Source organism: Streptomyces sp. NPDC002911 (assembly GCF_053591835.1).
The window spans coordinates 231,017-257,591 of sequence record NZ_JBSFUO010000001.1 but is presented as its reverse complement, the minus strand read 5'-3'; the positions used below and the strand labels follow the sequence as shown (position 1 = coordinate 257,591).

The window sequence follows — 26,575 nt, the reverse complement described above, 5'->3', positions numbered from 1 at the left end:
CAGCAGTCGGTCCCATGTCAGTCCGTCCGAACGGGCGAGTGAGGGGGATGAGTGGCACGCTCGCATGCCCACCGAGCCCTGCCGGCCGACCTGCTGGCCAGCGCGGCATGGCAGGAAGCCTGTCGCGCTCGGGACTTCGCCCGCATCTTTCGGCTGGTCAAAGTCAAGGCCGGGATCTACCCGTCGCGGATTGCCGCGCTGTGCGGCATGACGCCGAGCAGAGTCGGCGAGATCATGGCGGGGCGGCGCGGCTTGGCGCACATCGACGTGATCGAGCGCGTCTCCGACGGCCTGCGCATCCCCGGTGCGATGCTCGGCCTGGCCCACCGACCTTGGGAGATCCCTGCCCCAGCTCGCACCGAGGATAGGCCGCCCGAGCCCTCTCCTGCTGTACCGGGCGAACCTCAGCGCACCGAACCGGCAGAGGAATTGGACGACCTTCTCGCTCTGGTCGACGGCCGTGCCACCCGTTCCACCCTCACAGCCCTGCGCTCCTCGGTCCAGGACTACTGGCGGCGGGACAACGCACACGGCGGTGCGACCCTGCGGCCGGCCGTCGTGGGACACCTGCGCTATGTCGGCCGCCTCCTCGACTCTGCCGAGGGTGGCTTACGGCACGACCTCCAAGGGGTTGCGGCCGAGCTGGCACGGCTTTCCGGCTGGGCCTACTTCGACGCCCGTCAGTACAGCACCGCTCGCACCTACTTCACCCAGGCGCTCAAGCTCTCCCACACGCAAGGCGACAGCCTCTTCATGGCCAATGTGCTGTCCTGCATGAGCCTTCTGGCCACCTACGACGGCAACCCGAACGATGCCGTGGCCCTTGCATGCCGTGCCCAGGACGCGGCCCGCGCCGCCGGCGAACAGCCGCTCGTCATGTCGATGCTGCACTTGCGAGAAGCGTTCGCCCATGCCGCCCTTCGAGACACCCAGGCTTGCCACCAGGCCGTAAATCGCTCCCGTGACCAGTACGAACGCTCACGCGGACACGAAGTCGAGGCGCCTGACTGGGTCCAGTACTTCGACGAGACGAAACTCCTCGTCGACACCGGCATCGCCTACGCGCGCCTCGGCGACCCAGCCCGCGCCGAACCCCTCATCACTGAGGGCTTACGTCGAGAAAATGCCGACCAACAGCGAGGCCGGGCCTTCCACGCTTACTGGCTGGCCAGCGCCCAGCTCCAGCTGGGCAAACTCGACGAGGCATGCACCAGCGCCAGCCTCGCCCTCGACCTCGCCGCAGCCATTGACTCGCCACGAGTGAGCAGCCACGTCCAGGAACTTCACCGCCGAATGCTGCCCTACGCACGCGAAGCCCCCGTCCTCGCCTTCGAGCAACGCATGCGTGAAGCCCTCGGCTGACCCCTTACGAGCTGCCGGTCGCTTCGTCCAGCAGCAGATACAGCAAACCGACCAGGCTGCCACTGCTGACGACCTCGCGGCGGTCGATCATGCCTCGGATCTCCGAGATCGGAATCCACTCGATTCGGTCGGACTCGTTCAACTCGGTCGGCGGGCCCGCATACGAGGCTGTCTCGGCACGGAAGACGAAGTGCTCGGAATCCGTGATGCCGTTCGCCGGTTGCGCGTACACCAGCGGCTTGACGCCCTTCACACGCCAGCCGGTCTCCTCCTCGACCTCGCGGGCAGCAGCCTGCTCCGGGGTTTCGTCGGCCTCGATGAGGCCCATCGGAAGCTCCCAGCCCCAGGTATCGGTGATGAACCGGTGCCGCCACATCATCAGCACGCGCTTCTGGTCGTCGACCACGGCCGCTACGGCCAGGTGCCGCATCCGGACCACATGGTGTTCCCACCGCCGGCCGTCAGGCTGCTGGACGTCCACAAGCCAGAGATTCACCCATGGGTTGTTGTAGATCTGCCGCTCGCCATGGACGGTCCACTGCATGAGCCCAACTCCCTTGTTTCAGTGAAGTATCCAGCATGTCACTTTGACGAGAATCCGTCCGCCAGGTTGGCGCATCATCGCCCACGCCGACGAGAGGGAGGAGTTTTGGAGTCAGCAGGCATGACCGTTGAGGTGCTCGGCCCCGTAGCCATTGTGCTGCTTGCCCTTGCGGCTGCGAGTCGTCGGCTGGACGCGTTATCGAGCCGCCAGATCAGTACCTGGGCAGGGTGTTCGGCGGTGTCGAGTTCACGTCCTTCAGCGGCTGCGGTGAGAACGGAAGCTGGCGAGTGGCTGCCAGCCTCTGCGCGGCGCAAGGCGGCGGTCAAGGCAGGCCACGCGGGGTCGGCCAGGATTCGGTCGACTTGGGCGGGGAGAGTCGCCCGCAGGATGCCTTCGTAGCGCGTGACGGTTTCGGCGGGCGGGGCACGACGGATCAGTTCGGACAGTACGGGTGCAGCCTGTGCCTCGTAGGTACTGCAGAGGCGGGCGTGGGCCTGCTGGGCGGCGGCTGCTTGCTGTTGGTGATCGCGCTGCTCATGCCAGCGGGCGGCGGCGAGGGCCAGGTGGACGGTGGCGGCGAGGACGGCGATGACGAAGTCGCCCGCACTGTTGGTGCCATAGAGGAGTTCCTGTCCTGCCTTGCGCAGGGCGTGGCCGACCTGGTGGTCTGCGCGGATCATGGACCGGTTGGCGCGATTGAATGCGCTGGCCGCGGCCTGCATCTCAGCTCGCAGCGGGCGGGGCGCATGCAGGGCTGCGGTGTGGAGGAAGTCGCCGAATGCTGCAATTTCGCCCTGAGCCTGGTGCGCGTCGCCGTTCGGGTTCGTGAGGACGGCGTGTGCAGTGCGCAGAGAGCGTTCGGCCTGGCGCCACGGATGAGCCGGTGGCGCGGTCAGCGGGGCGGCTGGCTGCGTGGTGAAGCGTTCGCGCAAGCGGTGGATCGACAGGTCAGGGGAGAGTTTGGAGCCGCCGAATTTAACCGGCTCACCGGCAGCAGTGTCACCAGGGGCCGAAAGGCTGTACCCAATGACGTCACCGGTTTCGGGACCGATGCGGGTGTGGACCGTGATGCCCAGATCGGTCAAGATCGAGAAGTAGTCCTCCTCGTTGCGTGACGCCGCAGCGGCGGTGTGGGCTTGTTCGCGCAGCCAGGCGCGAGTGGTCACTGCACGGCCCTGGCGCTCCGCCTTGGCGCGCTCGGCACCAGTGGGAGTCTTGGGCGCGGTGGCGTCTCCCTTCTTAAGTTGGCGGAGCCCCATTTCCTTCTCGATCTTTCGGCATTCGGCTTGTGCCCTCTGCCCGCCCCGGTGGGTCTGGGGTACGCGTCCGTCGGCGCGGACGGTGGTGGCGATGATGTGGATGTGGTCGTCGGCGTGGCGGACCGCGATCCATCGGCATGCCTTCTCGTCGCCGTTGGGGGCGATGCCCGTGGCGTGCACGACGCGGCGGGCGACCTCGGCCCACTCGGTGTCGGTGAGGTAGCGGTCGCCGGGGGCGGTGCGGACCGGGCAGTGCCAGACGTGCTGTGGTGGCTTCTTGCCGCCGAGCTCGCGGGCGCGGAGGTCGACGTGGTGGTCGAGTCGCCTGGCGAGCTGGGAGTAGGTGGCTGCCGGGTCGCGCCCGGGGTCGGGAGCGCCGGCCATGTCCCAGGCGGCGACGATGTGGGGGTTGGTGTGCTCGTCGCGGCGGCCGGGGCCGAAGAGGTAGGCGATCAGTCCGCGGCTGTCGGAGCCGGTGGAGACGTCAGGAACCATGGGTCGTGCCCTCTGACAGGAGCTGGTCGATGAGGTGGAAGCTGTTCTGTGCTGCTTGCTCGACGTGGTCGAGAACCGTCTCGGCGCGCTCGGGGACGGTTCCTCGGTTGATGGCTGCGGTGATCTGGTTGAGGTTGCCGCCGATGCGGTTCAGCGCGACCGTGTGCGCCTCGACGGCCTCGATCAGCGGGCGCAGAGGATCGTCCTCCGGGCTGCCGACCATTCCCGCCTTGCCCTGCGCAACGGCCAGGGCCGCGTCTCCGACGAATCCGGCGAACCTCTGACCGCGCTGGTGAGCGGCGGTGCTGATCACCTGGACTGCGGTGCGTGTGAAGCGGATGGTCTTCTCCTGGTCGCGCTTCTCCACGGTGCGCTTGCGGTTCATCTGCGCGGGCAGGGCGGGGGCGTCGAGATCCCGCCAGGAGGGCTGCTCGACGAGCGGTGGGGCATCGGCAGGCGTACGAGGAGGAGCGGAGTCGGCTGCGGGCCGGAAGGAGTCCTCGGCCACCCCCTGCTCCGGCTCGGGCGCCCCCTGGCGCTCGGCCTTGCCCTCCGCCACCCCTGGGGCGGGGGCAAGCGCGGACGAAGCCTCGTTAGAGGCTCGTTCGCTCCAGCTTGCTGCTGGTCGTCGGGTGAGCCTGAACAGCTTCCTACGGCGGCGGGAGGTGGTGTCGTCAGTGTTTGATTCGGGCATGGTGGTGCTCCGTCAGTCGTGGGGTGGGGCTTCGTCGCATCCGTCGCATCCGTCGCGTGGCTGGTCAGCACAGGTACGGATACGGCCGCCGGTACGGACCGATCCGTAACGCCGAGGAGATCCGTCCCCGCGCTGACCTGCGCGGGGACGGATGCGACGGATTGATGCGGACCTGGTGTCAGCGAGTGGGCCTGGGGCCTGCGGGCCCACCCGGCGGGCCGGTGGGCAGCGTCCCGGACGGAGGGGCGGGTGGCCTGCCCGGGGTCGGACGTGCCGGAACCTCGGCAGTGGGTGCCGACGGGGCGGGGTCGGGGCAATAGCGGGCCCAGGCGTCCACGAACTGATTGCGGGCGTACGCCTTGGCCTGCCGGCCGTTCTCGAACCGGTAGTTGGCCGGGCTGATACCGAAGTCGCGCAGCAGGTTGGCCAGGTGGTAGGCGTTCATCCCCTTCGTGCCGTACTCCGCCCACGGGGCCTCGGCGTCCTGGATAAGGACCGCGAGCAGGTCTTGGCTGCGCAGAGCCTCCTTGCCGCTCTCCTGGTCGAAGACGCGGCGGATGTCACGCAGCAGCCGAGTCTTCAGCGTCGTCTGCTCGTCCTGGACCACCTCGTTGCGCGTCATCGCCAGACAGGCGGCACGTGCCCGCGCGGGCCAGTGCCCGCCGGCGAGATCGGCGACGATGACGAGCGGCTCCCATGTGTCGGCGGCGCGGTCCTCGACGGGCATCTTCGGCACCGAGCCCGCGACGGTGCCGCGCAGCGGGACCAGCCAGTCGGCCAGCCGGTCGCGAAGCGCGTGCAGTTCCGGTACGGAGTACCGCGAACGGAACGGGGTGATCCGCTCGCCCGGCTTGCGCTTCTGCATGCGGATGACGATCGCGCGGTCCATGATCGTGTCCGGCAGGTCGCCGATACCGGCCAGAGCCGCCATGGCGAAGGTGGGGAACGCGGTCGGCTTGTGCTCCGGCCCGGAGATTCGCCAGGCCGGCCGGTTGCGCTGGTGCCCGGCGTTCAGCAGGCCGCGCAGGTCCTCCTTGTCGCCCGCCTTGGGGCCGAAGATGGTGTCGGCCTCGTCCACCAGGAGCGTTGGCGGGTTCTTGCCGATGACGCGGAAGACGACGGCGGGGGAGGTGTTCACCGTCATCATCGGCTGGTGGACGGTCTCGTAGAGAACGTCCAGGAGGCGGGACTTGCCGCACCCCTTGGTCGGCCCCACTACCGCCAGCCGTGGCGCGTGCTGGAGGCCGGGCTGGATGTGGGAGGCCGCGATCCAGAGGGTGACGGCGGTCAGGGCCTCGTCGCTCGGCAGCACCACGTACCGCCCGATCGCCGTGCGGAGGTCGTCCAGCAGCGCGCTGCCCTCGCCTGCCGCGCCGGCGCCGTCTTGGGTTTCTGATCCGCCTGGAGCAGGATCGCCTGCGCTGTACGACGCTGTTGTCGGGGCGCCGGCCTCGGCAGGTTGCGAATCGCGCGAGCTCCGATGCGGAGCATCGGCGGGCGGGCCTCCGATGGCGGGGCGTGTCTGCCGGTCGCGGGGCAGACCCTGGCCTGGAACCGCGATCGCTGGCCAGGCAACGCCGGATGCCTTCGAGGTGGCGGGGGACGTAGGGTCCTTCATAGATGTTCCTTTCAGGTGGGGGCGAGACGGGCAAGGTCTCGCCCCCGACCAGTTCGTTCAGGGATGGGCGAGGTGCAAGGGGATCTCCGGCCCTCGGCGTAGGCGCGCCGAGGGCCGTTCCTGTGTCCGGGCGGTCCGGCGGCTCATGAGGCCAGGCCCCACTCGTCTCCGCCGTCGATCAGCGCGCGCTCGTAGCGCAGCAGCTCGGCCTCGGGGTAGAGCACCCGCTTGCCGACCTTGATGCCGCGCGGTCCCTTCTTGAGCTGGCGCCAGTAGCGGACGGTGCTCTCGGCGGTGCGGTAGCGCTCGGCGACCTCGGCGGTGGTCAGATCGCATGCGTTCCCATTCGGCTAGATGACGATTCGATCTGCATAATCAGTACCTCATGATCGGCGGTTAGCCAAACCGGGAAGCCCATGTTTCAATTTGGATAGCGAAGGTCGCGATGGAGGTTCGATGGCAAGCGAGAAGGCCGAGGGCGGCGAAGTGCCGCTGCTCTACAGCGAAGGCAACGTGGCGGGCCGCGTGGCCCTGGAGCGCGAGGTCAGAGGGTGGAGCACGACCGAGCTGGCCGAGCGGGTGACCAGAGCGGGCGTGAAGATGAACCAGACGGCCGTGTGGCGCATCGAGAACGGCTCACCCCGCCGGCGGATCAACCTCGATGAGGCGCTCGCCTTCTCCCGCGTCTTCGAGCTCCCCCTCGAAGAGCTGATGTCCCCGCCCCTCGAAGGGCTCGACGTCGACAGCCGACGGCTCGTCCAGGAAGCCGTAGAAGCGTTCTACGAAACTCGCGACGCCCGCGACCGTCTGCACCGTGCCGTGGTCGCCGTCGCCGGCCACATCAAGGCCCACCCGGACAGCTCGCGGGCGATCCACGAGCAATGCCTCCGCCTCATGGGGGACGAGCGAGACGCCCGCGTCCTCAGCGGCGACATCGAGGACGGGGGCCACTACTGACAACCAGCACAGAGGAGAAGCCACTTGGCGAACGTACAGAAGCGCCCCAATGGCAAATGGCGCGCCCGCTACCGTGATCTCGACGGCAAGGAGCACGCTCGCCACTTCGACCGGAAGCTCGACGCCCAGCGCTGGCTCGACGAGGTCACAGCCAGCGTGGTCACTGGTCAGTACGTCGACCCGCGCGCCGGTCGCATCACCTTCGCGAAATACGCCGAGAGGTGGCAGGGCTCGCTCATCGCGAGCGAGGCGGGTGAGCGCATCACCGACAACGCGCTCCGGCTCCACCTCGTACCGGCGCTGGGTGCCCGCTCCCTGGCAGCGATACGCCGCAACGACATACAAGTGCTGTTCAAGCACCTGTCCGACCAGCTCGGTCCGGGCAGTGTCCGGAACGTCCACGACGTCCTCGTGCGCGTCATGACGGCGGCCGTGGACGACAAGGTCATCGCCTCCAGCCCGTGCCGCCGGATCACCCTTCCGGTCATTCCGGACGAGGAGGTTACCCCACCCACCGTCGCTCAGGTTGAGGCCATGGCCCGTGTGATGCCGCCGTACATCCGGGCGGCCGTCGTCATGCTCGCCGGGTCAGGCTTGCGCATAGGTGAGTTGCTGGGCCTGAAGGTGTCGGACATCGACTTCAAGGCCGGCAGCATTCGCGTGGAGCGGCAGCGGCTCCAGTCGGGGAAGGTCGGTCCGCCGAAGACCGCCAAGTCCCGGCGCACGGTTCCGGTCGGGGAGGTCGTCACCGACGCGATCCTCGGCCACCTCGCCGCGCGCCCCTCCACGGAGTGGCTGTTCACGATGGAGGAGGGGGAACCGCTCAACTACCGCCGCTGGAAAACCGAGTGGAATTGCGCACGTAGGGCGCTCCAGGCGGCGGAGAACGAAGCAGCCAAGCGCGAGGGCCGCAAGCCCGTCGAGCTGCCGCACATGGTGATCACGACCTGCGGCACTTCTACGCCTCAGCGCTCATCGCAGGCGGGGCGAGCGTGAAGCAGGTCCAGATGGTCCTCGGCCACGCGTCCGCCGTCATCACGCTGCGGATCTACGCACATCTGTGGCCGGGAGAAGAAGACCGCACCCGGTCCGTGATGGACGCCGTGCTCGGCGGCCTGCGGACCGGGTGCGGACCGGTAGGGAGTCCGACCAGCGAAACCGCAGGTCAGACGGCCTAACCAGAGATCAGGCCTTCTTGGTCTCCCAGAAGATCTTGTCGATCTGGGCGATCAGGTCCAGAGCCTTCTGGCCCGTGGCCGGGTCGTTCGAACCCTTGGCCGCGGAGAGCGCCTTCAGGGTGTCGTTGACCAGCTGGTGCAGCTCCGGGTACTTCTCGAAGTGCGGGGGCTTGAAGTAGTCGCTCCAGAGCACCGAGACGTGGTGCTTCGCGAGCTCGGCACGCTGTTCCTTGATCAGAACGGCGCGCGTGCGGAAGTCCGCGTCCTCGTTGGCCTGGTACTTCTCCTGGACGGCCTTGACGGACTCCGCCTCGATGCGGGCCTGGGCCGGGTCGTACACGCCGCAGGGCAGGTCGCAGTGGGCGCTGACCTTCACCTTGGGGGCAAACAGGCGGGAAAGCATGGAGCTGTCCTTCCTCGTGATCGTCTTCTCAGGTGGGACATTACTCCGTAGGGAGCCGCTTTTTGCGGCTGCCCCCTAGGGCTTAGGCCAAAAGTCCGGGGTGAGGATGAGACCGGTGGCCGAAAATACGGAGCGGTGCGCGCAGCCGTGTACTGGAGGATTGGACCGGGAGGTGCCACAGATGCCGGAACCGGCGCAGGAGCCGTGGAGCGGGCGGGCGGCGCGCAGGCCGTTCCAGGTGGTGGAGGTGACGGGCCCGTCGATGGTGCCCACGCTCTACCACGGGGACCGGCTGCTCGTGCAGCGCGGGGCGCCGGTGCGCCCGGGGGACGTGGTGATCCTGCGTCATCCGTTCCAGCAGGACCTGCTGGTCGTCAAGCGGGCCGCCGAGCGACGCGACGGCGGCTGGTGGGTGCTGGGTGACAACTCGTACGCGGGCGGGGACAGTACGGACTACGGGGCGGTGCCCGAGGAGCTCGTGCTGGCCCGGGTGCGGGCTCGCTACCGGCCGCTGAGGAAGGATCAGCGGTCGGTGCTCGCGCTGCTGGGCTGGGCGGTGTCCGCGGTGCGCCGTGTCTCGCCCGAGCGTTCCGTCTCCAGGCGCTTGCGGGCCCGGTAGGCCGCCACGTTGGCCCGGGTGGCGCAGCGGTCCGAGCAGTAGCGCCGCGAGCGGTTGGTCGAGGTGTCGAGGTAGGCGTTGCGGCACGGAGCCGCCTCGCACAGGCCGAGCCGGTCCACGCCGTGCGAGGTGAGGTGGAAGGCGAGGCCCATCGCCGCGATCGCGGCGAAGCCCGCCGTCGCGTTCGACGGATGGTCGGCGAGATGCATGTGCCAGTCCGGTTTGCCGTCCTCGTCCCGGGTGTCGTGGCCGGAGATCTGCGGGCTCACCGGGAACTCCAGCAGCAGTGAGTTGAGCAGAGCGACCGCGAGGGTCTCGTCGCCGCCGTCGGCAGCCTCGAAGACGGCGCGCAGCCGGGCCCGTACCGACCGGAAGCGGGTCACGTCCGTGTCCGTCGCGCGGCGGGCGGCCTGGGCGTTGGCGCCGAACAGCTCACGGACGGACTCGACCGTGGTGAGGGAGTCCTTGCTACGGGCCGGCTCCTCGGTGTTGACCAGACGCACGGCGTAGTCCGAGTAATAGGCCAGTTCCACTTGTAGTCCTTACGGCGTCGGTCTATGGTCGATGTGCTGACCAGGGTAATGGGTGGTTGCGCCCAACGGGCCTTACGGGTGCGGTCTTCCGTAAGTGGACAGGTGGAGGATCGAGTGACGGCGACGGGTGCCGACTGGCAGTCCTGGCAGGAGAGCTGGGACCGGCAGCAGGAGTGGTACATGCCGGATCGCGAGGAGCGGTTCCGGGTGATGCTGGACATGGTCGAGGCCGTTGTGGGGCCCGGGCCGAGAGTCCTCGACCTGGCGTGCGGTACGGGCAGTATCACGGGCCGGCTCCTCGAGCGGTTCCCCGACGCCACCAGCACCGGCGTCGATCTCGACCCGGCGCTCCTCACCATCGCGCGCGGCACCTTCCAGGGAGACGACCGCGTCACCTTCGTGACCGCCGACTTGAAGGACGCCGCCTGGACCGAGCGGCTTCCGTACACGTCGTACGATGCCGTGCTCACCGCCACCGCCCTGCACTGGCTGCACAGCGGGCCGCTCGCCGCACTGTACGGGCAGATCGGCTCACTGGTCAGGGACGGCGGAGTCTTCATGAACGCGGACCACATGATCGACACCGAGACTCCTCGCATCAACGCCGCCGAACGGGCACACCGGCACGCGGCCATGGACCGGGCCCGGGCCGCGGGGGCCGTTGACTGGGTGGAGTGGTGGGCCATGGCGGCGGAGGATCCGGTGCTCGCGGCGCCCACCGCCGAGCGGTTCGAGATCTACGGAGAGCACGCTGACGGCGATATGCCCCCTGTCCGCTGGCACACCCGTACCCTTCGCGAGGCCGGGTTCGGCGAGGCGCGCGCGGTCTGGGCGTCGCCGTCGGACAGCCTGGTGCTCGCGGTGAAGTAGGGCGCGCGTGCCCGCGCGGGCCGCTCGGCGCCCCCCGGCACATGGCGTAGGACGGCGAGGAGGGCGATACGGACCAGGTCCGTACCGCCCTCCTCGCACCGCGCTACGGGGTTACAGCACCTTCGACAGGAAAGACTTCGTCCGGTCGTGCTGCGGGTTCGTCAGGACGTCGCGCGGGTGGCCGGACTCGACAACGACACCGTCGTCCATGAAGACCAGCGCGTCGCCGACCTCACGGGCGAAGCCCATCTCATGCGTGACGACGATCATTGTCATGCCGTCCTCGGCCAAGCCGCGCATGACGTCCAGGACGTCCCCGACCAGTTCCGGGTCGAGCGCGGACGTGGGCTCGTCGAAGAGCATCAGCTTCGGCTCCATGGCCAGGGCGCGGGCGATGGCCACGCGCTGCTGTTGTCCGCCGGAGAGCTGCGAGGGATAGTTCTTCGCCTTGTCGGACAGGCCGACCCGGTCCAGCAGCCGTTCCGCGCGGGCCCGGGCGACGGCCTTGGCCTCACCCTTGACCTGGATCGGGGCTTCCATGACGTTCTCGAGGGCCGTCATGTGCGGGAACAGGTTGAAACGCTGGAAGACCATGCCGATGTCCCTGCGCTGCAGGGCGACCTCGCTGTCCTTGAGCTCGTAGAGCTTGTCGCCCTTCTGCCGGTAGCCGACCAGGTTTCCGTCGACGTACAGCCTCCCGGCGTTGATCTGCTCCAGGTGGTTGATGCACCGCAGGAACGTCGACTTGCCGGAGCCCGACGGGCCGATCAGGCAGAAGACCTCTCGCGGGGCGACCTCCAGGTCGATGCCCTTGAGGATGTGCGCGGGGCCGAAGGACTTGTGTACACCCTCGGCCTTCACCATGGCGGTCATGCGGAAGCACCTCCCGAGGGGCGGTTGCTGAAGGAGGTGAGGGCGAGCTTGGCCCGCTGGAACGGGGTGAGCGGCAGGCTGCGCAGCGTGCCCCGTGCGTAGCGGCGCTCCAGGTAGTACTGGCCCACGCTGAACACGCTGGTCATCACGATGTACCAGATGGAAGCGACGAAGAGCATCTCCATCACCGCGTAACTGGTCGAGCCGATCTGCGACGTCGAGCGCAGCAGCTCGTTGTAGGTGACGGCGTAGACCAGCGACGAGGTCTTCAGCATGTTGATGAACTCGTTGCCGGTCGGCGGGATGATCACTCGCAGGGCCTGCGGGAGCACCACGCGGCGCATGGTCTTCGCCTGGGTCATGCCGAGCGCGTGCGATGCCTCGGTCTGGCCCTCGTCCACCGACTGGATGCCCGCCCGGACGATCTCCGCCATGTACGCGGCCTCGTTGAGGGCGAGCCCCAGCAGGGCGCACATGAACGGTGTCATCACATCGGTCATCTCGTCCTTGTAGATGAACGGGATGTTGAGGACCGGGAAGATCAGGGCCAGGTTGAACCAGAGCAGCAGCTGCACATAGACCGGAGTGCCGCGGAAGAACCAGATGTAAAGCCAGGACACCCAGCTGGTCACCGGGTTCCTGGAGAGTCGCATGACGGCGAGCACCACGCCCAGGATCACGCCGAGGATCATGGCGAGCACACTGATCATCAGCGTGCGGCCGGCCCCGGCCAGGACGGTGTCGTCGAACAGCTTGTCCCGGACCGCCTGCCACTGGATGTCGCCCTGCGAGAAGGCGTACGCCAGGGCGGCGAGCAGAGCGATGACGACCACGCCGCTGATCCAGCGGCCGTAGTGCCGGACGGGAATGGCTCTGATGCTCTCCGGCGCGACGGTGGTGGCCTCGGAGACGGGCGCGGCGGCGACGGATGGGCCGCCGGGCACCTTGTCGAACTTGTCAGTCACGGTGACTGCCCTTCAATGGTGCGCCGGTCACTTGCCGCCGTTGATGGCGGCCTTGTCGATCGCGCCGGTGCCGGCGCCCCACTTGTCGAGCACCTTCTTGTAGGAGCCGTCGGCGATGATCGCGTCCACGGCCTCCTTGAGCACGTCACGCAGTTCGGTGTTGTCCTTGTTCACGGCGATACCGAAGGGGCCGGCGTCGACCTGCTCGCCGACGACCTCGAAGTCCTTGCCGCCATTGGCCTTGCGGGCCAGGTCGAGGGCGACCGGGTAGTCGTTGACACCGGCTACGGCGCCGCCGGACTTCACACGGGTCTGGGCCTCGGTGTCGTTCTCGAACGGCTCGATCCTGATCGCCTTCTCGCCGCCGTCCGTGCAGGCCTTCGACTGCTTGTCCAGGGCCTTCTCGTACGTGGTGCCGCGCTGGACCGCCGCGGTCCTGCCGCACAGGTCCTCGATGGACTTGATGCCCTCGGGGTTGCCCTTCTTGGTGTAGACGGCGGTACCGGCGAGGAAGTAGTCGACGAAGTCGACGCCCTTGCCGAGCTTCTTGCCGCTGTCGTCCAGGCCCTCCTGGCGCTGCTTGTTGTCCGTGATGGACGACATGGCGATGTCGTGGCGGCCGGTGTTGAGCGCGGTGATCAGGCCGTCGAAGGAGCCGGAGGTGAACTCGAACGTCACACCGAGCTGCTTGCCGAGGGCTTCGGCGAGGTCGGGGTCGACACCGACGATCTTGCCGTTCTCGACGGATTCCATCGGGGCGTACTCGGCATTCGTGCCGACCTTGATGACACCGGACTTCTGGTACTTCTCCGGGAGCTTGTCGAAGAGCGGAGCGCCGTTCCCGGAAGCCGTTCCGTCCTTCGTCGAACCGCTGTCGGTCTGGTCGCCGCAGGCGGTCAGCAGCAGCGTGCCGGCGACCGCGACCGCGCAGACCGCGGCAATCCGGGACTTCGCGGTCGTGCGACAGAGGGTGCTTGCGGTCATGATCGGAATCCTCCGGCGGTGAGGGAATGCTGGCGAGGTGGGCACGCACGCACCTTCGAGTGTCGCCACCATGTGTGATTAGGGCATCTTGCCATTCGGACTCACCCAATCAGGGGGCTGGCCATGTCAAAATCGGGTAACGGGCGACCCCCGAACCTCAATGGGCGGTACGGCAAGGCCGGACCTTCTGCTGGAAAGTGCGTGTACCCCCGGAGAATCTCCGGTGTGTCTCGACCCACGGACGGCCTTTGTAGCCCTTAGTGGACTTGTCCAGATATTCGGCTATGAGTCATGTCACCGAGTCGATACCGACTCGTGAGAGGCCCGGTCCGTCCGGTATGAAAGACCTTTACACCCCTCATCCGGGGCTCAGGGCGCGTGTGCGGCGCGCCCGCGCGTATGTGTCTCCCCTGCCGGAGCGGGCCAACCGCTCGGTGCCGGGAACGTACGCGGTGCCCGCCCACCCCTCCTCAACCGGGAGTGGCCACCCTCAACTGATGAAGACTTAAGGGGTCAACACATGGCAGCGGAGATCGTCAATCCTCGCAGCGACAGCAAGACGCACGGCACGGCCGATGCAGCAGGACTCAGCGGTGCGGACGAGCCCTTCGATCCGGCCTTCGCTCTCCACCGCGGTGGAAAGATGGCCGTGCAGGCCACCGTTCCGATCCGGGACAAGGACGACCTGTCCCTCGCATACACGCCCGGCGTGGCCAAGGTGTGCAGCGCCATCGCCGAGAATCCCGAGCTCGTCCACGACTACACCTGGAAGTCGCAGGTCGTGGCCGTCGTGACGGACGGCACCGCCGTCCTCGGCCTGGGAGACATCGGTCCCGAGGCCTCCCTCCCGGTGATGGAGGGCAAGGCGATTCTCTTCAAGCAGTTCGGCGGGGTCGACGCGGTGCCGATCGCGCTCGCCACGACCGACGCGGACGAGATCGTCGACACCGTCGTGCGCCTCGCGCCGTCCTTCGGCGGCGTGAACCTGGAGGACATCTCGGCGCCGCGGTGCTTCGAGATCGAGCGCAAGCTCCAGGAGCGTCTCGACATCCCGGTCTTCCACGACGACCAGCACGGCACGGCCGTGGTGACCCTCGCGGCTCTGCGTAACGCGGCCAAGCTGTCCGGCCGGACGCTCGGTGATCTGCGCGCCGTCATCTCCGGTGCCGGTGCGGCGGGTGTGGCCATCGCGAAGTTCCTGCTGGAGGCGGGCATCGGTGACGTCGCCGTCGCCGACCGGAAGGGCATCGTCAGCGGCGACCGCGAGGACCTCACAGAGGTCAAGCGAGAGTTGGCGGAGCTCACGAACCGGGCCGGTATCACCGGCTCCCTGGAGACGGCGCTGGCCGGCGCCGATGTCTTCATCGGAGTCTCCGGCGGTACGGTCCCCGAGCAGGCCGTGGCCTCGATGGCGCCCGGTGCGTTCGTGTTCGCCATGGCCAACCCGAACCCCGAGGTCCACCCCGATGTCGCGCACAAGTACGCGGCCGTGGTGGCGACCGGGCGGTCGGACTACCCGAACCAGATCAACAACGTGCTGGCGTTCCCCGGAATCTTCGCGGGCGCGCTGCAGGTGCGGGCCTCCCGGATCACCGAGGGCATGAAGATCGCGGCGGCGAACGCGCTGGCGGATGTCGTCGGCGACGAGCTGGCCGCGGATTACGTCATTCCGTCGCCGTTCGACGAGCGGGTCGCCCCCGCCGTCACCGCCGCGGTGGCTGCGGCCGCCCGCGCGGAGGGTGTCGCGAGGCGCTGACGTGGTGTGGGTGGGGGAGCGGGGTCCGCTGTGCGGGGCCTGCTCCCCCACCCCGCCCCACCCCGCCCCTTCCGGACCCCCGGGCTGCGCCCTCGACCTCGGCCCTCGGATACCGCGCGGGCTGAGGACAGCCCGCAGTAGTCGGGCGAACTGATGGTGGTTCGTGTGTGGCGCGGCGCGTGTCACACACCCGAACGGTTACCTCACGTGACGTCACGGCCTATCGTCGTCGCCATGTTCGCCGCCTACGCAGCACGCATCGACCGTGACCGGCCCCTCGACGGACTTGAGCTGGGGGACCGCCCCGCGCCCGAGGCACGACCCGGGTGGACCACCGTCCGGGTCGAGGCAGCCTCGCTCAATCATCACGACCTCTGGTCCCTGCGCGGCGTGGGCCTGGCCGAGGACAAGCTGCCCATGATCCTCGGCTGCGATGCCGCAGGCGTCGATCAGGACGGCAACGAAGTCGTCCTGCACTCCGTCATCGGCCAGACCGGGCACGGTGTCGGCCCGGACGAGTCGCGCTCCATCCTCACCGAGCGCTACCAGGGCACCTTCGCCGAGCAGGTCACCGTCCCCAGCTGGAATGTGCTGCCCAAGCCGAAGGAACTCACCTTCGAACAGGCCGCCTGCCTGCCGACCGCCTGGCTGACGGCGTACCGGATGCTGTTCACCAACGCCGGTGTGCGGCCCGGCGATTCCGTTCTCGTGCAGGGGGCGGGTGGCGGTGTGGCCACCGCCGCGATCGTGCTCGGCAAGGCCGCCGGGCTGCGGATGTTCGCCACCAGCCGTGACGAGGCCAAGCGCAGGCGGGCCGTCGAACTGGGTGCGGTCGAGGCCTGCGAACCCGGTGCGCGGCTGCCGCAGCGTGTCGACGCCGTCATCGAGACCGTCGGAGCGGCGACCTGGTCCCACTCGGTCAAATCGCTGCGTCCCAGCGGAACCCTGGTCATCTCCGGTGCCACCAGCGGTGACAGGCCCTCGCACGCCGAGCTGACACGGATCTTCTTCCTGGAACTCAGAATCGTCGGCTCCACGATGGGCACCAAGGACGAACTGGAAGACCTGCTGTCGTTCTGCGCGGCAACCGGCGTGCGACCCGTCATCGACACGACACTGCCGCTGGACCGGGCCCGCGAGGGCTTCGAGCGGCTCGCCGCCGGAGACCTTTTCGGAAAGATCGTGCTCACCACCTCATGAGGCCGCCCGGGGAGCTGCTGTCGCGGGAGGGGCCGGTGCTGAGGCCCTGGCGTCCGGTGGCGCTCCGCGCCTTCGCGCCTCCGGAGATGGCCGGGCGGCCGGGCCGGTCCGTCACTACCACCGCCGAGGCATTGGAATGGATCGCCGCCCGGGAGGACGAAGGCGTAGCCGGCATCGCCCACACGTGGGCAGACGTCCGAAAGGGAACTCCGCCCGCGACGGTCAAGCCTGCGTTGTACGGGGACCCAGGGCTGGGCCAGGCCCTGGCGAGCTGGCCGAGCGGCGCCTCACCGGGCGGTGCGGCCCGGCCGGCGGTGCGGCCCGGCCGGGCGACGCGTGGGGTCAGGGCCTGCCGGAGGCGCCCTTCGCCTGGTCGGCCGGCCCGCGCAGGAGCGAGTCGATGCGTGTCGCGGCTGTGGCCAGATGACGGCGGGCCTCCGAGAGCTGGGTCTCGGTGACACCGCGGTCCCGGGCCGCGTCACGGATGTCGTCGCGGAAGCGGTCCAGCAGCCGGTCCAGGTCGCGGGCCGGATCGTTGGTGGCCGTCGTGTCGGCGGCCCACTCGATGTCCGGCTCCTCAGGTGCCGGACGGCTGTACGAGGGCCAGGAGCCGGTCCTGGCGAAGCCGCCGAGCTGGCCGGTGATCTCGGCCAGTCCGTCCCGCACACCCGCGGGCCAGTCCCCCCGCGCGAAGTGCTCCTGGACCTGGCGCGCGGCGTTCTGCATCTGCTCCCGCGCCTTCTCGTGTGCCTCCTGGGCCTGACGGCGGGCCCGCTCCGCGTCCTCACGGGCCTTGCGGGACTCGTCCTTCGCCCGACGAGCCTGTTCCTTCCACTCCTGCTTCGCCTTGCGCAGTTCCTCCTTCGCCGTGCGCCACGCCTCCTTGTCCCCGAGGCCGGCGGGGTCCCAGCCGCTCCCGGCGCCGGAGGTGTGCTGGGACTCGGAGGCGGCCGCGCGCATCTCGCTGCGGAGCCGGCCGGCCGCGCCCCGCACGTCGTCGCGTATCTCGGCGGCCAGCTCTGCGACGGACTCGCGGATCTCCAGCTCCAGATCGGCCAGTTCCCCGCCGCGGCCGGCCAGCTCGGCCCGCCCGGCCTCCGTGATGGAGTAGACCTTGCGCCCACCCTCGGTGGCATGGGTGACCAGGCCCTCGGCCTCCAGCTTGGCCAGTCGCGGATACACGGTGCCCGCCGACGGCGCGTACAGCCCCTGGAAGCGCTCCTCAAGAAGCCGGATCACCTCGTATCCATGGCGGGGGGCCTCGTCCAGCAGCTTGAGGAGGTACAGGCGCAGGCGGCCATGGGCGAATACGGGGGCCATCAGAGCACCTTTCCGGTCGGCTCGGCATCGTGCGCGCTGTCCTGGGCGGGCGGGCGGCGCAGCAGGGCGATCGAACCCGAGACGGTGGTCGCCTTCAGCTTGCCCGTGCCCGCGCCCAGTGTGCCGGTGATCTTCTTCGCCCCCCACTGGCCGCCCACGCGCAGGTCCTCGAAGGCGTTGGAGACGGTACCGCTCGCGGTGTTCGCCTCGACCTTCGCGTCCGCCGGGTGCGGCAGCCGGATGGCGATCTCGCCGGAGACCGAGGTCAGTCTGATGTCCGTCGGCTTCGGCGAGGTGTCGAGGTCGAGCACCATATGGCCGGTGACGGACTCCGCCCGGACCGAGGTGCCGGCGCCCTCGACGACCGTCAGATCGCCCGACACGGACTGGAAGTGGAGGTCGCCGGTGACGGTCTGGGCCTCCAGGCTGCCGGACACGGTCTCGGCCCTGACGACACCGGAGAGACCTACCAGAGTGGTGGCGCCGGAGATGCCCCGCAGCTCGGTCCGTCCCCGGATCCCGGAGACGACCGCCTCGGCGCCGATCACGCCGACCTCGACTCCGGCGTCGGCCGGTACGGCGAGGGAGACCGCGACGCTGCGGTGCGGGCTTCTGCGGTCGAGCCAGGTGAGAAGGCCCTGCCACGGCAGATCCTCGTAGGTGACGGTGAGGGTGCCGCCCTCCAGGGTCACGATCAGCGGCGGTCCGTCGATCGCGGACACCTCCAGCCGGGCGGTCGGCTCGTCGGTGCCGACGACATTGACCACGCCGTCGACGATGCGCACGTTGAGCGTCGTCACGGGGGCGTCGAAGGCGAGCTTCCGGGGCTCGGCGACGGTCCACGTCGACTCAGGCATGGTCTGACCTCCCTCTGGGTGGCGTGACGCAACATATCGCGTCCCCTGTGGAACACGATATATCGCGGTTCGGAGAAGTCAAGGAAGAAGCCAAGAAGTCAAGGGAATCGCAAGGGTGCTCGTCGAAAGGCGCTCGAGGGTCTCGAGTGGTCCATATGTGTGCAAATTGCCCCCGCGTGTGAGGCATGACGGCGACATCCGTGGGGTCCCTGCTCCTGTGCCGGGCCGACCCGAGACCGTACGGCCCGTGCCCCCGCCTTCTGCGGGAGTGCATGCTGCCCGCGCCCGCCGGGAACGGCTGGAGCGTGTTCGTTCCCGAGGTGAGCCCTGGCGGAGGGCGCTACGAAGGCGACAGAGGTACGGCGCCCGGCGGGGCCACCGCGGCCGATGGTGCCGAGCCGGTCGACCGCGTCGTCGGCGGCTGGGCCACCGCCCTCGCGGTGGGCGCCACCTGGCCGGTGCCCGCCCCGTGGTGGGACGGCGACCGGTCCGGCTGCACTCTGGCCTCCGGCTTCCGCCGCCCGTTCGGCTGCATCTGGCTCGCCGACGGCACCCCGGCCGCCGAGGACGAAGTGATGCGGACGTCCGTCCGGCTGGGGCTCGACCCCGTCCTGGACGTTCAGTCGCTGGAGGCTCTCACCCGCGCGGCCCCGGGTACGGACGCAGAGGCCCCGCTGCGCGGGCTGCCCGCCGTACTCCCCCGGACCGGGGCGGCGCTGCCGCCCGGTCTCACGCCCGGCGACCGGCTGCGCTCGGGCGCCGGGGCCCATCCGGAAGCGGAACAGATCGCGTGGGCCGGCCGGCGCGCCCGGTCCGCCTTATGCAGGGGCTGCTGGGGTGCGCGTACAACCGCGTCAGGGGTGCGGGCGAAGGAAGCGGAAGCCCCGGACGGTGACTACTCGTCCTCGTCGTCGTCCAGCCGGGCCAGCCAGGTCGCCAGGCGCTCGACGGGCACCTCGAAGTCGGGGTTGAGGTCGACGAACGTACGAAGCTGCTCGGCGAGCCACTCGAAGGTGACCTCCTCCTCGCCGCGCCGCTTCTCCAGTTCCTCGATGCCACGGTCCGTGAAGTACATACGACCAGAATAACGAGGCCGGAAAGCCGGAGGGCCCGGCCCCGCGAACATCTCGCGAGGCCGGGCCCTCCGGGGACGTACTGCCGCTGATCAGGCCTCGAAGACCTCGGCGACCAGCTGGGCCTGCTCGGCCTGGTGACGCTTGGCAGAGCCGACCGCCGGGGACGAGCCGTGCGACCGCGAGATGCGGCGCAGGCGCTCTCCGTGCGGCACGTCGGAGCCGACGGCCAGGTCCAGGTGGTCGATCAGGTTGAGCGCGATGAACGGCCACGCACCCTGGTTCGCCGGCTCCTCCTGGGCCCAGAGGTACTTCTCGGCGTTCGGGTACTTGGCGATCTCGGCCTGGATCTCCGCACCCGGCAGCGGGTACAGCCGCTCCAGCCGGATGATCGCCGTCTCCGTGTCGCCACGGTTCTCGCGCTCGGCGTCCAGGTCGTAGTACAGCTTGCCGGAGACGAAGACGACCTTGCGGACCGCTTCGGCCTTGACCGACTCGTCGCCGATGACCGGGCGGAAGCCGCCGGTGGTGAACTCCTCCACCTTCGACGCGGCCGCCTTGAGGCGGAGCATCGACTTCGGGGTGAAGACGATCAGCGGCTTGTGGTGCGGGTTGTGCACCTGCCACCGCAGGAGGTGGAAGTAGTTCGACGGGAGCGTGGGCATCGCGACCGTCATGTTGTCCTGCGCGCACATCTGCAGGAAACGCTCCGGGCGGGCGGACGAGTGGTCCGGGCCCTGGCCCTCGTAGCCGTGCGGGAGCAACAGGGTGACGCCGGACGTCTGGCCCCACTTCTGCTCGGCGGAGGAGATGAACTCGTCCACGACGGTCTGCGCGCCGTTGACGAAGTCGCCGAACTGGGCCTCCCAGATGACCAGGGATTCCGGGCGGGCAAGCGAGTAGCCGTACTCGAAGCCCATCGCCGCGTACTCGCTGAGCAGCGAGTCGTAGACGTTGTAGCGGGCCTGCTCGTCGGAGAGGTAGAGCAGCGGGGTGTAGTCCTCGCCGGTCTTCTGGTCGACGAGGACGGCGTGACGCTGACCGAACGTGCCGCGGCGGGTGTCCTGGCCGGCGAGCCGGACCGGGGTGCCCTCCATGAGCAGCGAACCGATGGCCAGGGTCTCGCCCATGCCCCAGTCGATCGTGCCGTTCTCCACGGAGGCGGCACGGCGCTGCATCTGCGGCAGGAGACGCGGGTGAACGGTGATCCCGTCGGGGATGTTCACCTGCGACTCGGCGACCAGCTTCACGACCTCCGAGGACACCGCGGTGTTCACGGCGACCGGGAATTCCGCCTGCGCGTCCGGGACGTGCGGCTGGGACGGCGCCGAGGTGGCTTCGCGGACCTCCGCGAACACCTTCTCCAGCTGGCCCTGGAAGTCCTGCAGCGCCTGCTCGGCCTCTTCCAGCGTGATGTCGCCGCGACCGATGAGGGACTCGGTGTAGAGCTTGCGCACCGAGCGCTTCTTGTCGATCAGGGTGTACATCTGCGGGTTGGTGAACTCCGGGTTGTCGCCCTCGTTGTGCCCGCGACGGCGGTAGCAGATGAGGTCGATGACGACGTCCTTGTTGAACGTCTGCCGGTACTCGAAGGCCAGCCGTGCGACGCGGACCACGGCCTCCGGGTCGTCGCCGTTGACGTGGATGATCGGCGCCTCGATCATGCGCGCCACGTCGGTGGCGTACATCGAGGAGCGCGAGGACTCCGGGGCGGCGGTGAAGCCGACCTGGTTGTTGATCACCACGTGCACGGTTCCGCCGGTGCGGTAGCCGCGCAGCTGCGACATGTTGAGCGTCTCGGCGACGACGCCCTGGCCGGCGAAGGCCGCGTCGCCGTGGAGCGCGACGGGCAGGACCGTGAAGTCCGTGCCGCCCTTGTTGATGATGTCCTGCTTGGCGCGGGCGATGCCCTCGAGGACCGGGTCGACGGCTTCCAGGTGCGAGGGGTTGGCGGCCAGCGAGACCTTGATCTGCTCACCGTCCAGACCGGTGAAGGTGCCGTCGGCGCCCAGGTGGTACTTGACGTCACCGGAGCCGTGCATCGAGCGCGGGTCGAGGTTGCCCTCGAACTCGCGGAAGATCTGCGCGTACGACTTGCCGACGATGTTCGCCAGCACGTTGAGGCGGCCGCGGTGGGCCATGCCGATGACGACCTCGTCCAGGCGGGCCTCGGCGGCGGAGTCGATGACCGCGTCGAGCAGCGGGATGACGGACTCCCCGCCCTCCAGCGAGAACCGCTTCTGGCCGACGTACTTGGTCTGCAGGAACGTCTCGAACGCCTCGGCGGCGTTGAGGCGACGCAGGATCCGCAGCTGCTCCTCGCGCTCCGGAGCCGGGCGCGGACGCTCCACCCGGTCCTGGAGCCACTTACGCTCCTTCGGCTCCTGGATGTGCATGAACTCGATGCCGGTGGTGCGGCAGTACGACTCACGCAGCACGCCGAGGATGTCGCGGAGCTTCATCATCGTCTTGCCGGCGAAACCGCCGACCGCGAAGTCCCGCTCCAGGTCCCACAGGGTGAGGCCGTGCTCGGTGATGTCCAGGTCGGGGTGCTTGCGCTGGCGGTACTCCAGCGGGTCGGTGTCGGCCATGACGTGGCCGCGGACCCGGTAGGAGTGGATCAGCTCGAAGACCCGCGCGGCCTTGGTGACGTCGTCGTCGTGCGAGGCGTCGATGTCCTTGAGCCAGCGGACCGGCTCGTAGGGGATGCGCAGCGCCTTGAAGATCTCGTCGTAGAAGTCGTTCTCGCCGAGCAGCAGTTGGGCCAGGACACGGAGGAACTCGCCGGACGCCGCGCCCTGGATGACCCGGTGGTCGTACGTCGAGGTCAGGGTCATGACCTTCGAGATGCCCAGCTTGTTCAGGGTGTCCTGCGAGGTGCCCTGGAACTCCGCCGGGTAGTCCATCGCGCCGACGCCCATGATGAGGCCCTGTCCGGGCATCAGGCGGGGCACGGAGTGGACCGTGCCGATGCCGCCGGGGTTGGTCAGCGAGGCGGTGACCCCGGAGAAGTCGTCCATGCCGAGCTTGCCGACACGGGCCCGGCGGACGATGTCCTCGTACGCCTGCCAGAACTCGAAGAAGTTGAGCGTCTCGGCCTTCTTGATGGCCGCGACGACCAGCTGACGGTCGCCGTTCGGCTTCACCAGGTCGATGGCCAGACCGAGGTTGACGTGCTCGGGCTTGACCAGGGTCGGCTTGCCGTCCTTCACCGCGAAGGAGTAGTTCATCGACGGCATGGCCTTGAGGGCCTGCACCATCGCGTACCCGATGAGGTGCGTGAAGGAGATCTTCCCGCCGCGGGCCCGCTTCAGGTGGTTGTTGATGACGATGCGGTTGTCGAAGAGCAGCTTCACCGGCACGGCGCGGACCGACGTGGCCGTCGGCAGCTCCAGGGAGGCGTTCATGTTCTTCGCGACGGCGGCCGAGGGGCCGCGCAGCGTCACGAACTCCGGGCCTGCGGGGGCCTCGGCCGGGGCATCCGCCTTCGCGGGGGCCGGGGACGGGGCCGCCTTCGCCGGTGCGGCCTTCGCGGGCGCGGCCGGAGCCTTTGCCGGAGCGGGGGCAGCGGGCGCGGCCGGGGCAGCGGGGGGCGCGGCCGGGGCAGCGGGGGGCGCGGCCGGGGCCTGCGCCTCGGCCTGCGCCGGAGCGGTGTTGTTCACGGTGTTCGCAGCGGTGGCGGCCGGAGCCGGTGTCACCGCTCCCGCAGATGCGGGGACGGGCTTGTCCGCCGTGCCGGACGTACCCGGCTTGTAGTCGGCGAAGAAGTCCCACCAGGCGCGGTCGACCGAACTGGGGTCCTGGAGGTACTGCTGGTAGATCTCGTCGACTAGCCACTCATTGGGCCCGAAAGCGGCGGCCGGGTTGGACCCGGTGCCCGCTTCTTGATCGGTCGAGATGCTCGAGTTACTGGGGGACTGAGACGACACGGCGGCAACCGCCCTCTTCCGCTTCACAAGGTGATGGACAGCGGAAATCAAGGCTACGCCTCCCGAGCCGTTACGTGCAGGCCGGGCCGGTCTTCGTCGTGCACATCACATCGAAGGCCGGGTTTCGGCGCATGAAATGGCGGGAAACAAGCAAGGTTCCGCTGCCCTTCGGGTACGCGAGGCCAATGCTACGGCCCCCTGGACCGTATCTCTTTCCCGGACGGGAGGGAGAACGGGGTCCTCCACTTCGAACAGCGGGTCAACCGTGCATCGGTGCGATCCCCGGAAGAGTGACCTGGATATGGCAGCCGCGGGCGGATTCGGCCACCCCGATACGACCGCCGTGCAGATCCACCGCCCAGCGGGCGATCGCGAGCCCGAGCCCCGTGCCGCCGTCGCTGCCCGGACCGTGGGGGGACGGTGCCTGGCCGCGGTTGAAGCGCTCGAAGACCCGGTGACGCTCCGCCTCCGGAATGCCGGGGCCCTCGTCCATGACCTCCAGCTCCAGCGACTCGGGATACTTTCCACGCCGCGCCAGCACCGTGACCCGGCCGTGCGGAGGGCTGTGTTTGACGGCGTTGTCGACCAGATTGGCGACAACCTGGTGCAGGCGTTCCGCGTCCGCGTGCGCGGTCAGCTCGGGCGGCGATACATCGAGGTGCAGATGGACGTCGGTGCGGGAGTGGTTTCCGGAACCGGAGGAGAGCCGGCGCTGCGAGGAGGCGAGATTCGCTTCCTTCAGCACGCCCGACAGATACGGCCAGACCTCGAAGCGGCGCGCCTTGAGCGCCACCACGCCGTTGTCCAGCCGGGAGAGGTCCAGCAGGGTCTCCACCAGCCTGCCCAGGCGTTCGGTCTGTTTGAGGGCCGTACGCATCGTCTCGGGGTCCGCGGCGGACACCCCGTCCACCACGTTCTCCAGGACGGCTCTGAGCGCCGCGATCGGCGTACGCAGCTCATGGGACACGTTGGCCACCAGCTCCTTGCGGTGCCGGTCCTCCGCCTCCAGATCGTCCGCCATGCGGTTGATCGTCTGTGCCAGGTCGCCGAGCTCGTCACGCCGCCCGGCGCCGCTCACCCGTCTCGTGTAGTCGCCGTGCGAGATCGACCGTGCGACGGCGCGCATCTCGTCCAGCGGCGCGGTCAGTCCGTGTGCCACGAACTGGGTGATCAGCAGAGTGGCGATCACCGAGAAGACCGTGATGAACCGGAATTCGGTCCTGGTCCGCAGAGCGACGATCAGCAGTCCGGTCGTGATGAACACCGAGACCACGACGAGGGTGCCCAGCTTGGCCTTGATCGAGAAGGGCCGCAGTCCGGAGCCGGGCGGCGTCATGGCGCGGGTGTCTCCAGGGCGTAGCCGACGCCGTGCACGGTACGGATCCGCTCGGCGCCGATCTTCCGGCGCAGGGCCTTGATGTGGCTGTCGACCGTGCGGGTCCCGGAGGCATCCGCCCAGTCCCAGACCTCGGCCAGCAGCTGTTCCCGGGACAGAACCGCGCGCGGTGTGTTGGCCAGGCAGACCAGCAGGTCGAACTCGGTCGGGGTGAGGTGGACGTCGTCGGCGCGCACCCTGACACGGCGCTGCGCGTGGTCGATCTCCAGCTCGCCGAGGCGCAGGATGCCGCTGCGCGGCGTCACGGCGGCCAGTGCGGCCCGTTCGACCCGGCGCAGCAGGACGTGGACCCGCGCAGCCAGCTCCCGCATGGAGAAGGGCTTGGTCATGTAGTCGTCGGCGCCGACGCCGAGCCCGACCAGCATGTCGGTCTCGTCGTCCCGCGCGGTGAGCATCAGCACCGGCACGGGGCGCTGGGCCTGCACACGACGGCAGACCTCCAGACCGTCGAAGCCGGGAAGCATGATGTCGAGCACCATCAGGTCCGGCTGCCATGCCTCGGCCGCGTCCACGGCCGCCGGCCCGTCCAGCGCGGTCTGCACCAGAAAGCCCTCGGCCCGCAGACGGGCGGAAATGGCGTCGACGATTGTCGCGTCGTCCTCGACCACCAGCACCCGGCGCTGAGCCCCGGGGGTGGCCGCGACGCCGTTGTGGGTGGTGTGTGTCTGTTCCATCGCCCCGCCCCTGCCCGTTCCCACGGGGGCCATTCCCCCGGAGCACGGTTATCGCTTGTGGATTTTCGTCGGTGATCCCTTGTCCGGTCAGCAGCGTAAAGGCAGAGGACACCTCTCGGCTACGCAGGGTGTTGTCCGTCGTGAAGGTGTTACCGGCGGGAACGAGGCGGATCGGCGGACTTGTCCCGCCTGATCCGTGGCGGGGCCAGGTAAATGGGTACCGGGTGGGGGTTCAGTTGTCCCGTAGTGCGAGATGGACCACGTCCGGTACACCTCGGGCAACCGCTACTTCTTCGGTCCTTACTGCGTGGAATCCGGCATTCCGCATGGCCTGCTCGAAGTCGGAGGACGGCTGCGCGGACCATACGGCCAGGACCCCGCCGGGTGTCAGACGCGCGCGGCAGGCGGCGAGGCCGGCGGGTGAATAGAGGTTTCCGTTGTCCTGGGTGACGGTCCAGTCGGGGCCGTTGTCGATGTCCAGGCACAGTGCGTCGTAACGCTCCGTGGTCGTACGGAGATGGGCGACGAGGTCCGTACGCAGGATCTCGGTCCGCGGATCGGCGAGCGCCGCACCGGAGATGCGGCCGAGCGGTCCGTCGAGGTGCCAGTCCACGATGGCCTGCTCCCGTTCGACGACGGCGATCCTGCCCCAGCGCGGTTCGGTGGCGGCCCGCACCAGGGAGAACCCGACGCCGAGCCCGCCGATCAGTACCGACGGGTCCGGCCGTCCGACGGGCAGGGCGGCGAGCGCCGCGTCCACCAGGAGTCGCTCCGAGCGCCCGTCGGAGGTGTCCATCAGGAAGCAGCCGTTGGCGATGATCTCGAACGCGGCGCCGCGTTCGCGCAGGACGACTTCGCCGAACGGTCCTTCGCGCCGGTCGAGGACGACGGGGCGGGGGGCATCTGTGGCGGGCATGGGCGCGGTCTCCGGCGTGTGGCGGGGTGGGCCTTGTCGTGGCCGCCCAGTTTCGCCCACCACCGGGCCTTCGGTACACCCGATTTCCGCGTCCCGGCTC

The 26,575-nt window shown here is 69.0% G+C and carries 23 protein-coding genes and 2 pseudogenes; 8 read left to right on the top strand and 17 right to left on the bottom strand.

Annotated elements, in window-relative coordinates; translation table 11 throughout:
* The first annotated feature begins 51 nt into the window (after positions 1 to 51).
* Positions 52 to 1,362, top strand: coding sequence for a hypothetical protein (locus ACWD04_RS01110; protein ID WP_451126774.1), 1,311 nt, complete (start codon positions 52 to 54; stop codon positions 1,360 to 1,362).
* Between the two features lie 4 nt (positions 1,363 to 1,366).
* On the opposite strand, the gene ACWD04_RS01105 is transcribed toward ACWD04_RS01110, so the two are convergent.
* The 5 genes from ACWD04_RS01105 to ACWD04_RS01085 form a co-directional block, all read right to left on the bottom strand.
* Positions 1,367 to 1,906 carry an NUDIX hydrolase gene (locus ACWD04_RS01105; RefSeq protein ID WP_307669806.1) on the bottom strand — a complete coding sequence of 180 codons (540 nt, stop codon included), beginning with the start codon at positions 1,904 to 1,906 and terminating at the stop codon, positions 1,367 to 1,369.
* A 74-nt stretch (positions 1,907 to 1,980) separates the two neighbouring features.
* Positions 1,981 to 3,660 carry a relaxase/mobilization nuclease domain-containing protein gene (locus ACWD04_RS01100; RefSeq protein WP_451126771.1) on the bottom strand — a complete coding sequence of 560 codons (1,680 nt, stop codon included), beginning with the start codon at positions 3,658 to 3,660 and terminating at the stop codon, positions 1,981 to 1,983.
* Complete coding sequence (locus ACWD04_RS01095) at positions 3,650 to 4,219, bottom strand: hypothetical protein (RefSeq protein ID WP_451127427.1); 570 nt, start codon at positions 4,217 to 4,219, stop codon at positions 3,650 to 3,652. Before ACWD04_RS01095 ends, ACWD04_RS01100 begins: the two co-directional genes overlap by 11 nt.
* 313 nt (positions 4,220 to 4,532) lie before the next feature.
* Complete coding sequence (locus tag ACWD04_RS01090) at positions 4,533 to 5,972, bottom strand: DUF3631 domain-containing protein (protein WP_451126769.1); 1,440 nt, start codon at positions 5,970 to 5,972, stop codon at positions 4,533 to 4,535.
* Between the two features lie 143 nt (positions 5,973 to 6,115).
* Positions 6,116 to 6,301 carry a helix-turn-helix transcriptional regulator gene (locus tag ACWD04_RS01085; RefSeq protein WP_451127425.1) on the bottom strand — a complete coding sequence of 62 codons (186 nt, stop codon included), beginning with the start codon at positions 6,299 to 6,301 and terminating at the stop codon, positions 6,116 to 6,118.
* Between the two features lie 127 nt (positions 6,302 to 6,428).
* On the opposite strand from ACWD04_RS01085, the gene ACWD04_RS01080 reads away from it, so the two are divergent.
* Complete coding sequence (locus tag ACWD04_RS01080) at positions 6,429 to 6,929, top strand: helix-turn-helix transcriptional regulator (protein WP_100561490.1); 501 nt, start codon at positions 6,429 to 6,431, stop codon at positions 6,927 to 6,929.
* Between the two features lie 24 nt (positions 6,930 to 6,953).
* Positions 6,954 to 8,107 (top strand): annotated as a pseudogene (locus tag ACWD04_RS01075) (tyrosine-type recombinase/integrase).
* 7 nt (positions 8,108 to 8,114) lie between these two features.
* On the opposite strand, the gene sodN reads toward ACWD04_RS01075, so the two are convergent.
* Positions 8,115 to 8,510 (bottom strand): superoxide dismutase, Ni, encoded by a 396-nt coding sequence (gene sodN / locus ACWD04_RS01070; protein WP_033298259.1) that lies wholly within the window; start codon positions 8,508 to 8,510, stop codon positions 8,115 to 8,117.
* Positions 8,511 to 8,691: 181 nt separating this feature from the next.
* Between sodN and sodX the strand changes: the two genes are divergently transcribed.
* Positions 8,692 to 9,129 (top strand): nickel-type superoxide dismutase maturation protease, encoded by a 438-nt coding sequence (gene sodX / locus ACWD04_RS01065; RefSeq protein WP_451126766.1) that lies wholly within the window; start codon positions 8,692 to 8,694, stop codon positions 9,127 to 9,129.
* Here the strand turns inward: sodX and ACWD04_RS01060 are convergent.
* Positions 9,033 to 9,662, bottom strand: coding sequence for a CGNR zinc finger domain-containing protein (locus ACWD04_RS01060; protein WP_451126764.1), 630 nt, complete (start codon positions 9,660 to 9,662; stop codon positions 9,033 to 9,035). The two genes, sodX and ACWD04_RS01060, sit on opposite strands and share 97 nt — an antisense overlap.
* Before the next feature lie 48 nt (positions 9,663 to 9,710).
* On the opposite strand from ACWD04_RS01060, the gene ACWD04_RS01055 reads away from it, so the two are divergent.
* Entirely contained in the window at positions 9,711 to 10,532 is an 822-nt protein-coding gene (locus ACWD04_RS01055) for a class I SAM-dependent methyltransferase (RefSeq protein WP_451127423.1), read from the top strand.
* Positions 10,533 to 10,643: 111 nt separating this feature from the next.
* Here ACWD04_RS01055 and ACWD04_RS01050 read toward each other — a convergent pair whose 3' ends face one another.
* From ACWD04_RS01050 to ACWD04_RS01040, 3 genes are read right to left on the bottom strand one after another with little or no spacing between them, the layout of a single operon-like run.
* Entirely contained in the window at positions 10,644 to 11,405 is a 762-nt protein-coding gene (locus ACWD04_RS01050) for an amino acid ABC transporter ATP-binding protein (protein WP_451126762.1), read from the bottom strand.
* Entirely contained in the window at positions 11,402 to 12,370 is a 969-nt protein-coding gene (locus ACWD04_RS01045; protein WP_451126760.1) for an amino acid ABC transporter permease, read from the bottom strand. The genes ACWD04_RS01050 and ACWD04_RS01045 overlap by 4 nt, the downstream gene beginning before the upstream one ends.
* A gap of 27 nt (positions 12,371 to 12,397) precedes the next feature.
* Entirely contained in the window at positions 12,398 to 13,354 is a 957-nt protein-coding gene (locus ACWD04_RS01040; protein WP_451126758.1) for an ABC transporter substrate-binding protein, read from the bottom strand.
* A gap of 520 nt (positions 13,355 to 13,874) precedes the next feature.
* Here ACWD04_RS01040 and ACWD04_RS01035 point away from each other — a divergent pair.
* Both ACWD04_RS01035 and ACWD04_RS01030 read left to right on the top strand, forming a co-directional pair.
* Positions 13,875 to 15,110: an NAD(P)-dependent malic enzyme gene (locus tag ACWD04_RS01035; RefSeq protein ID WP_451126756.1), complete on the top strand. Its 1,236-nt coding sequence runs from the start codon at positions 13,875 to 13,877 to the stop codon at positions 15,108 to 15,110.
* Positions 15,111 to 15,344: 234 nt separating this feature from the next.
* A complete protein-coding gene (locus ACWD04_RS01030) occupies positions 15,345 to 16,310 on the top strand; it encodes a zinc-binding dehydrogenase (RefSeq protein ID WP_451127421.1) in 966 nt (321 codons plus the stop codon).
* 342 nt (positions 16,311 to 16,652) lie between these two features.
* Here the strand turns inward: ACWD04_RS01030 and ACWD04_RS01025 are convergent, their stop codons facing one another.
* Positions 16,653 to 17,630 (bottom strand): helix-turn-helix transcriptional regulator, encoded by a 978-nt coding sequence (locus ACWD04_RS01025; protein ID WP_451126754.1) that lies wholly within the window; start codon positions 17,628 to 17,630, stop codon positions 16,653 to 16,655.
* Positions 17,630 to 18,487, bottom strand: a complete 858-nt coding sequence (locus tag ACWD04_RS01020; protein ID WP_451126752.1) for a DUF4097 family beta strand repeat-containing protein — start codon at positions 18,485 to 18,487, stop codon at positions 17,630 to 17,632. Before ACWD04_RS01020 ends, ACWD04_RS01025 begins: the two co-directional genes overlap by 1 nt.
* Positions 18,488 to 18,672: 185 nt before the next feature.
* On the opposite strand from ACWD04_RS01020, the pseudogene ACWD04_RS01015 reads away from it, so the two are divergent.
* A pseudogene (locus ACWD04_RS01015) lies at positions 18,673 to 19,293 on the top strand (hypothetical protein); the annotation flags it as partial.
* An 89-nt stretch (positions 19,294 to 19,382) separates the two neighbouring features.
* On the opposite strand, the gene ACWD04_RS01010 reads toward ACWD04_RS01015, so the two are convergent.
* The 5 genes from ACWD04_RS01010 to ACWD04_RS00990 all read right to left on the bottom strand — a co-directional run bounded on the left by ACWD04_RS01010 (position 19,383) and on the right by ACWD04_RS00990 (position 26,475).
* Entirely contained in the window at positions 19,383 to 19,562 is a 180-nt protein-coding gene (locus ACWD04_RS01010; protein WP_014048295.1) for a DUF6104 family protein, read from the bottom strand.
* Positions 19,563 to 19,652: 90 nt separating this feature from the next.
* A complete protein-coding gene (locus ACWD04_RS01005) occupies positions 19,653 to 23,489 on the bottom strand; it encodes a multifunctional oxoglutarate decarboxylase/oxoglutarate dehydrogenase thiamine pyrophosphate-binding subunit/dihydrolipoyllysine-residue succinyltransferase subunit (protein ID WP_451126750.1) in 3,837 nt (1,278 codons plus the stop codon).
* 259 nt (positions 23,490 to 23,748) lie between these two features.
* Entirely contained in the window at positions 23,749 to 24,825 is a 1,077-nt protein-coding gene (locus ACWD04_RS01000; protein WP_451126748.1) for a HAMP domain-containing sensor histidine kinase, read from the bottom strand.
* A complete protein-coding gene (locus ACWD04_RS00995; protein ID WP_014154105.1) occupies positions 24,822 to 25,559 on the bottom strand; it encodes a response regulator transcription factor in 738 nt (245 codons plus the stop codon). The genes ACWD04_RS01000 and ACWD04_RS00995 overlap by 4 nt, the downstream gene beginning before the upstream one ends.
* Positions 25,560 to 25,791: 232 nt before the next feature.
* On the bottom strand, positions 25,792 to 26,475 hold the full coding sequence (locus ACWD04_RS00990) for a spermidine synthase (protein ID WP_451126745.1): 684 nt from the start codon (positions 26,473 to 26,475) through the stop codon (positions 25,792 to 25,794).
* Positions 26,476 to 26,575 lie beyond the last annotated feature (100 nt).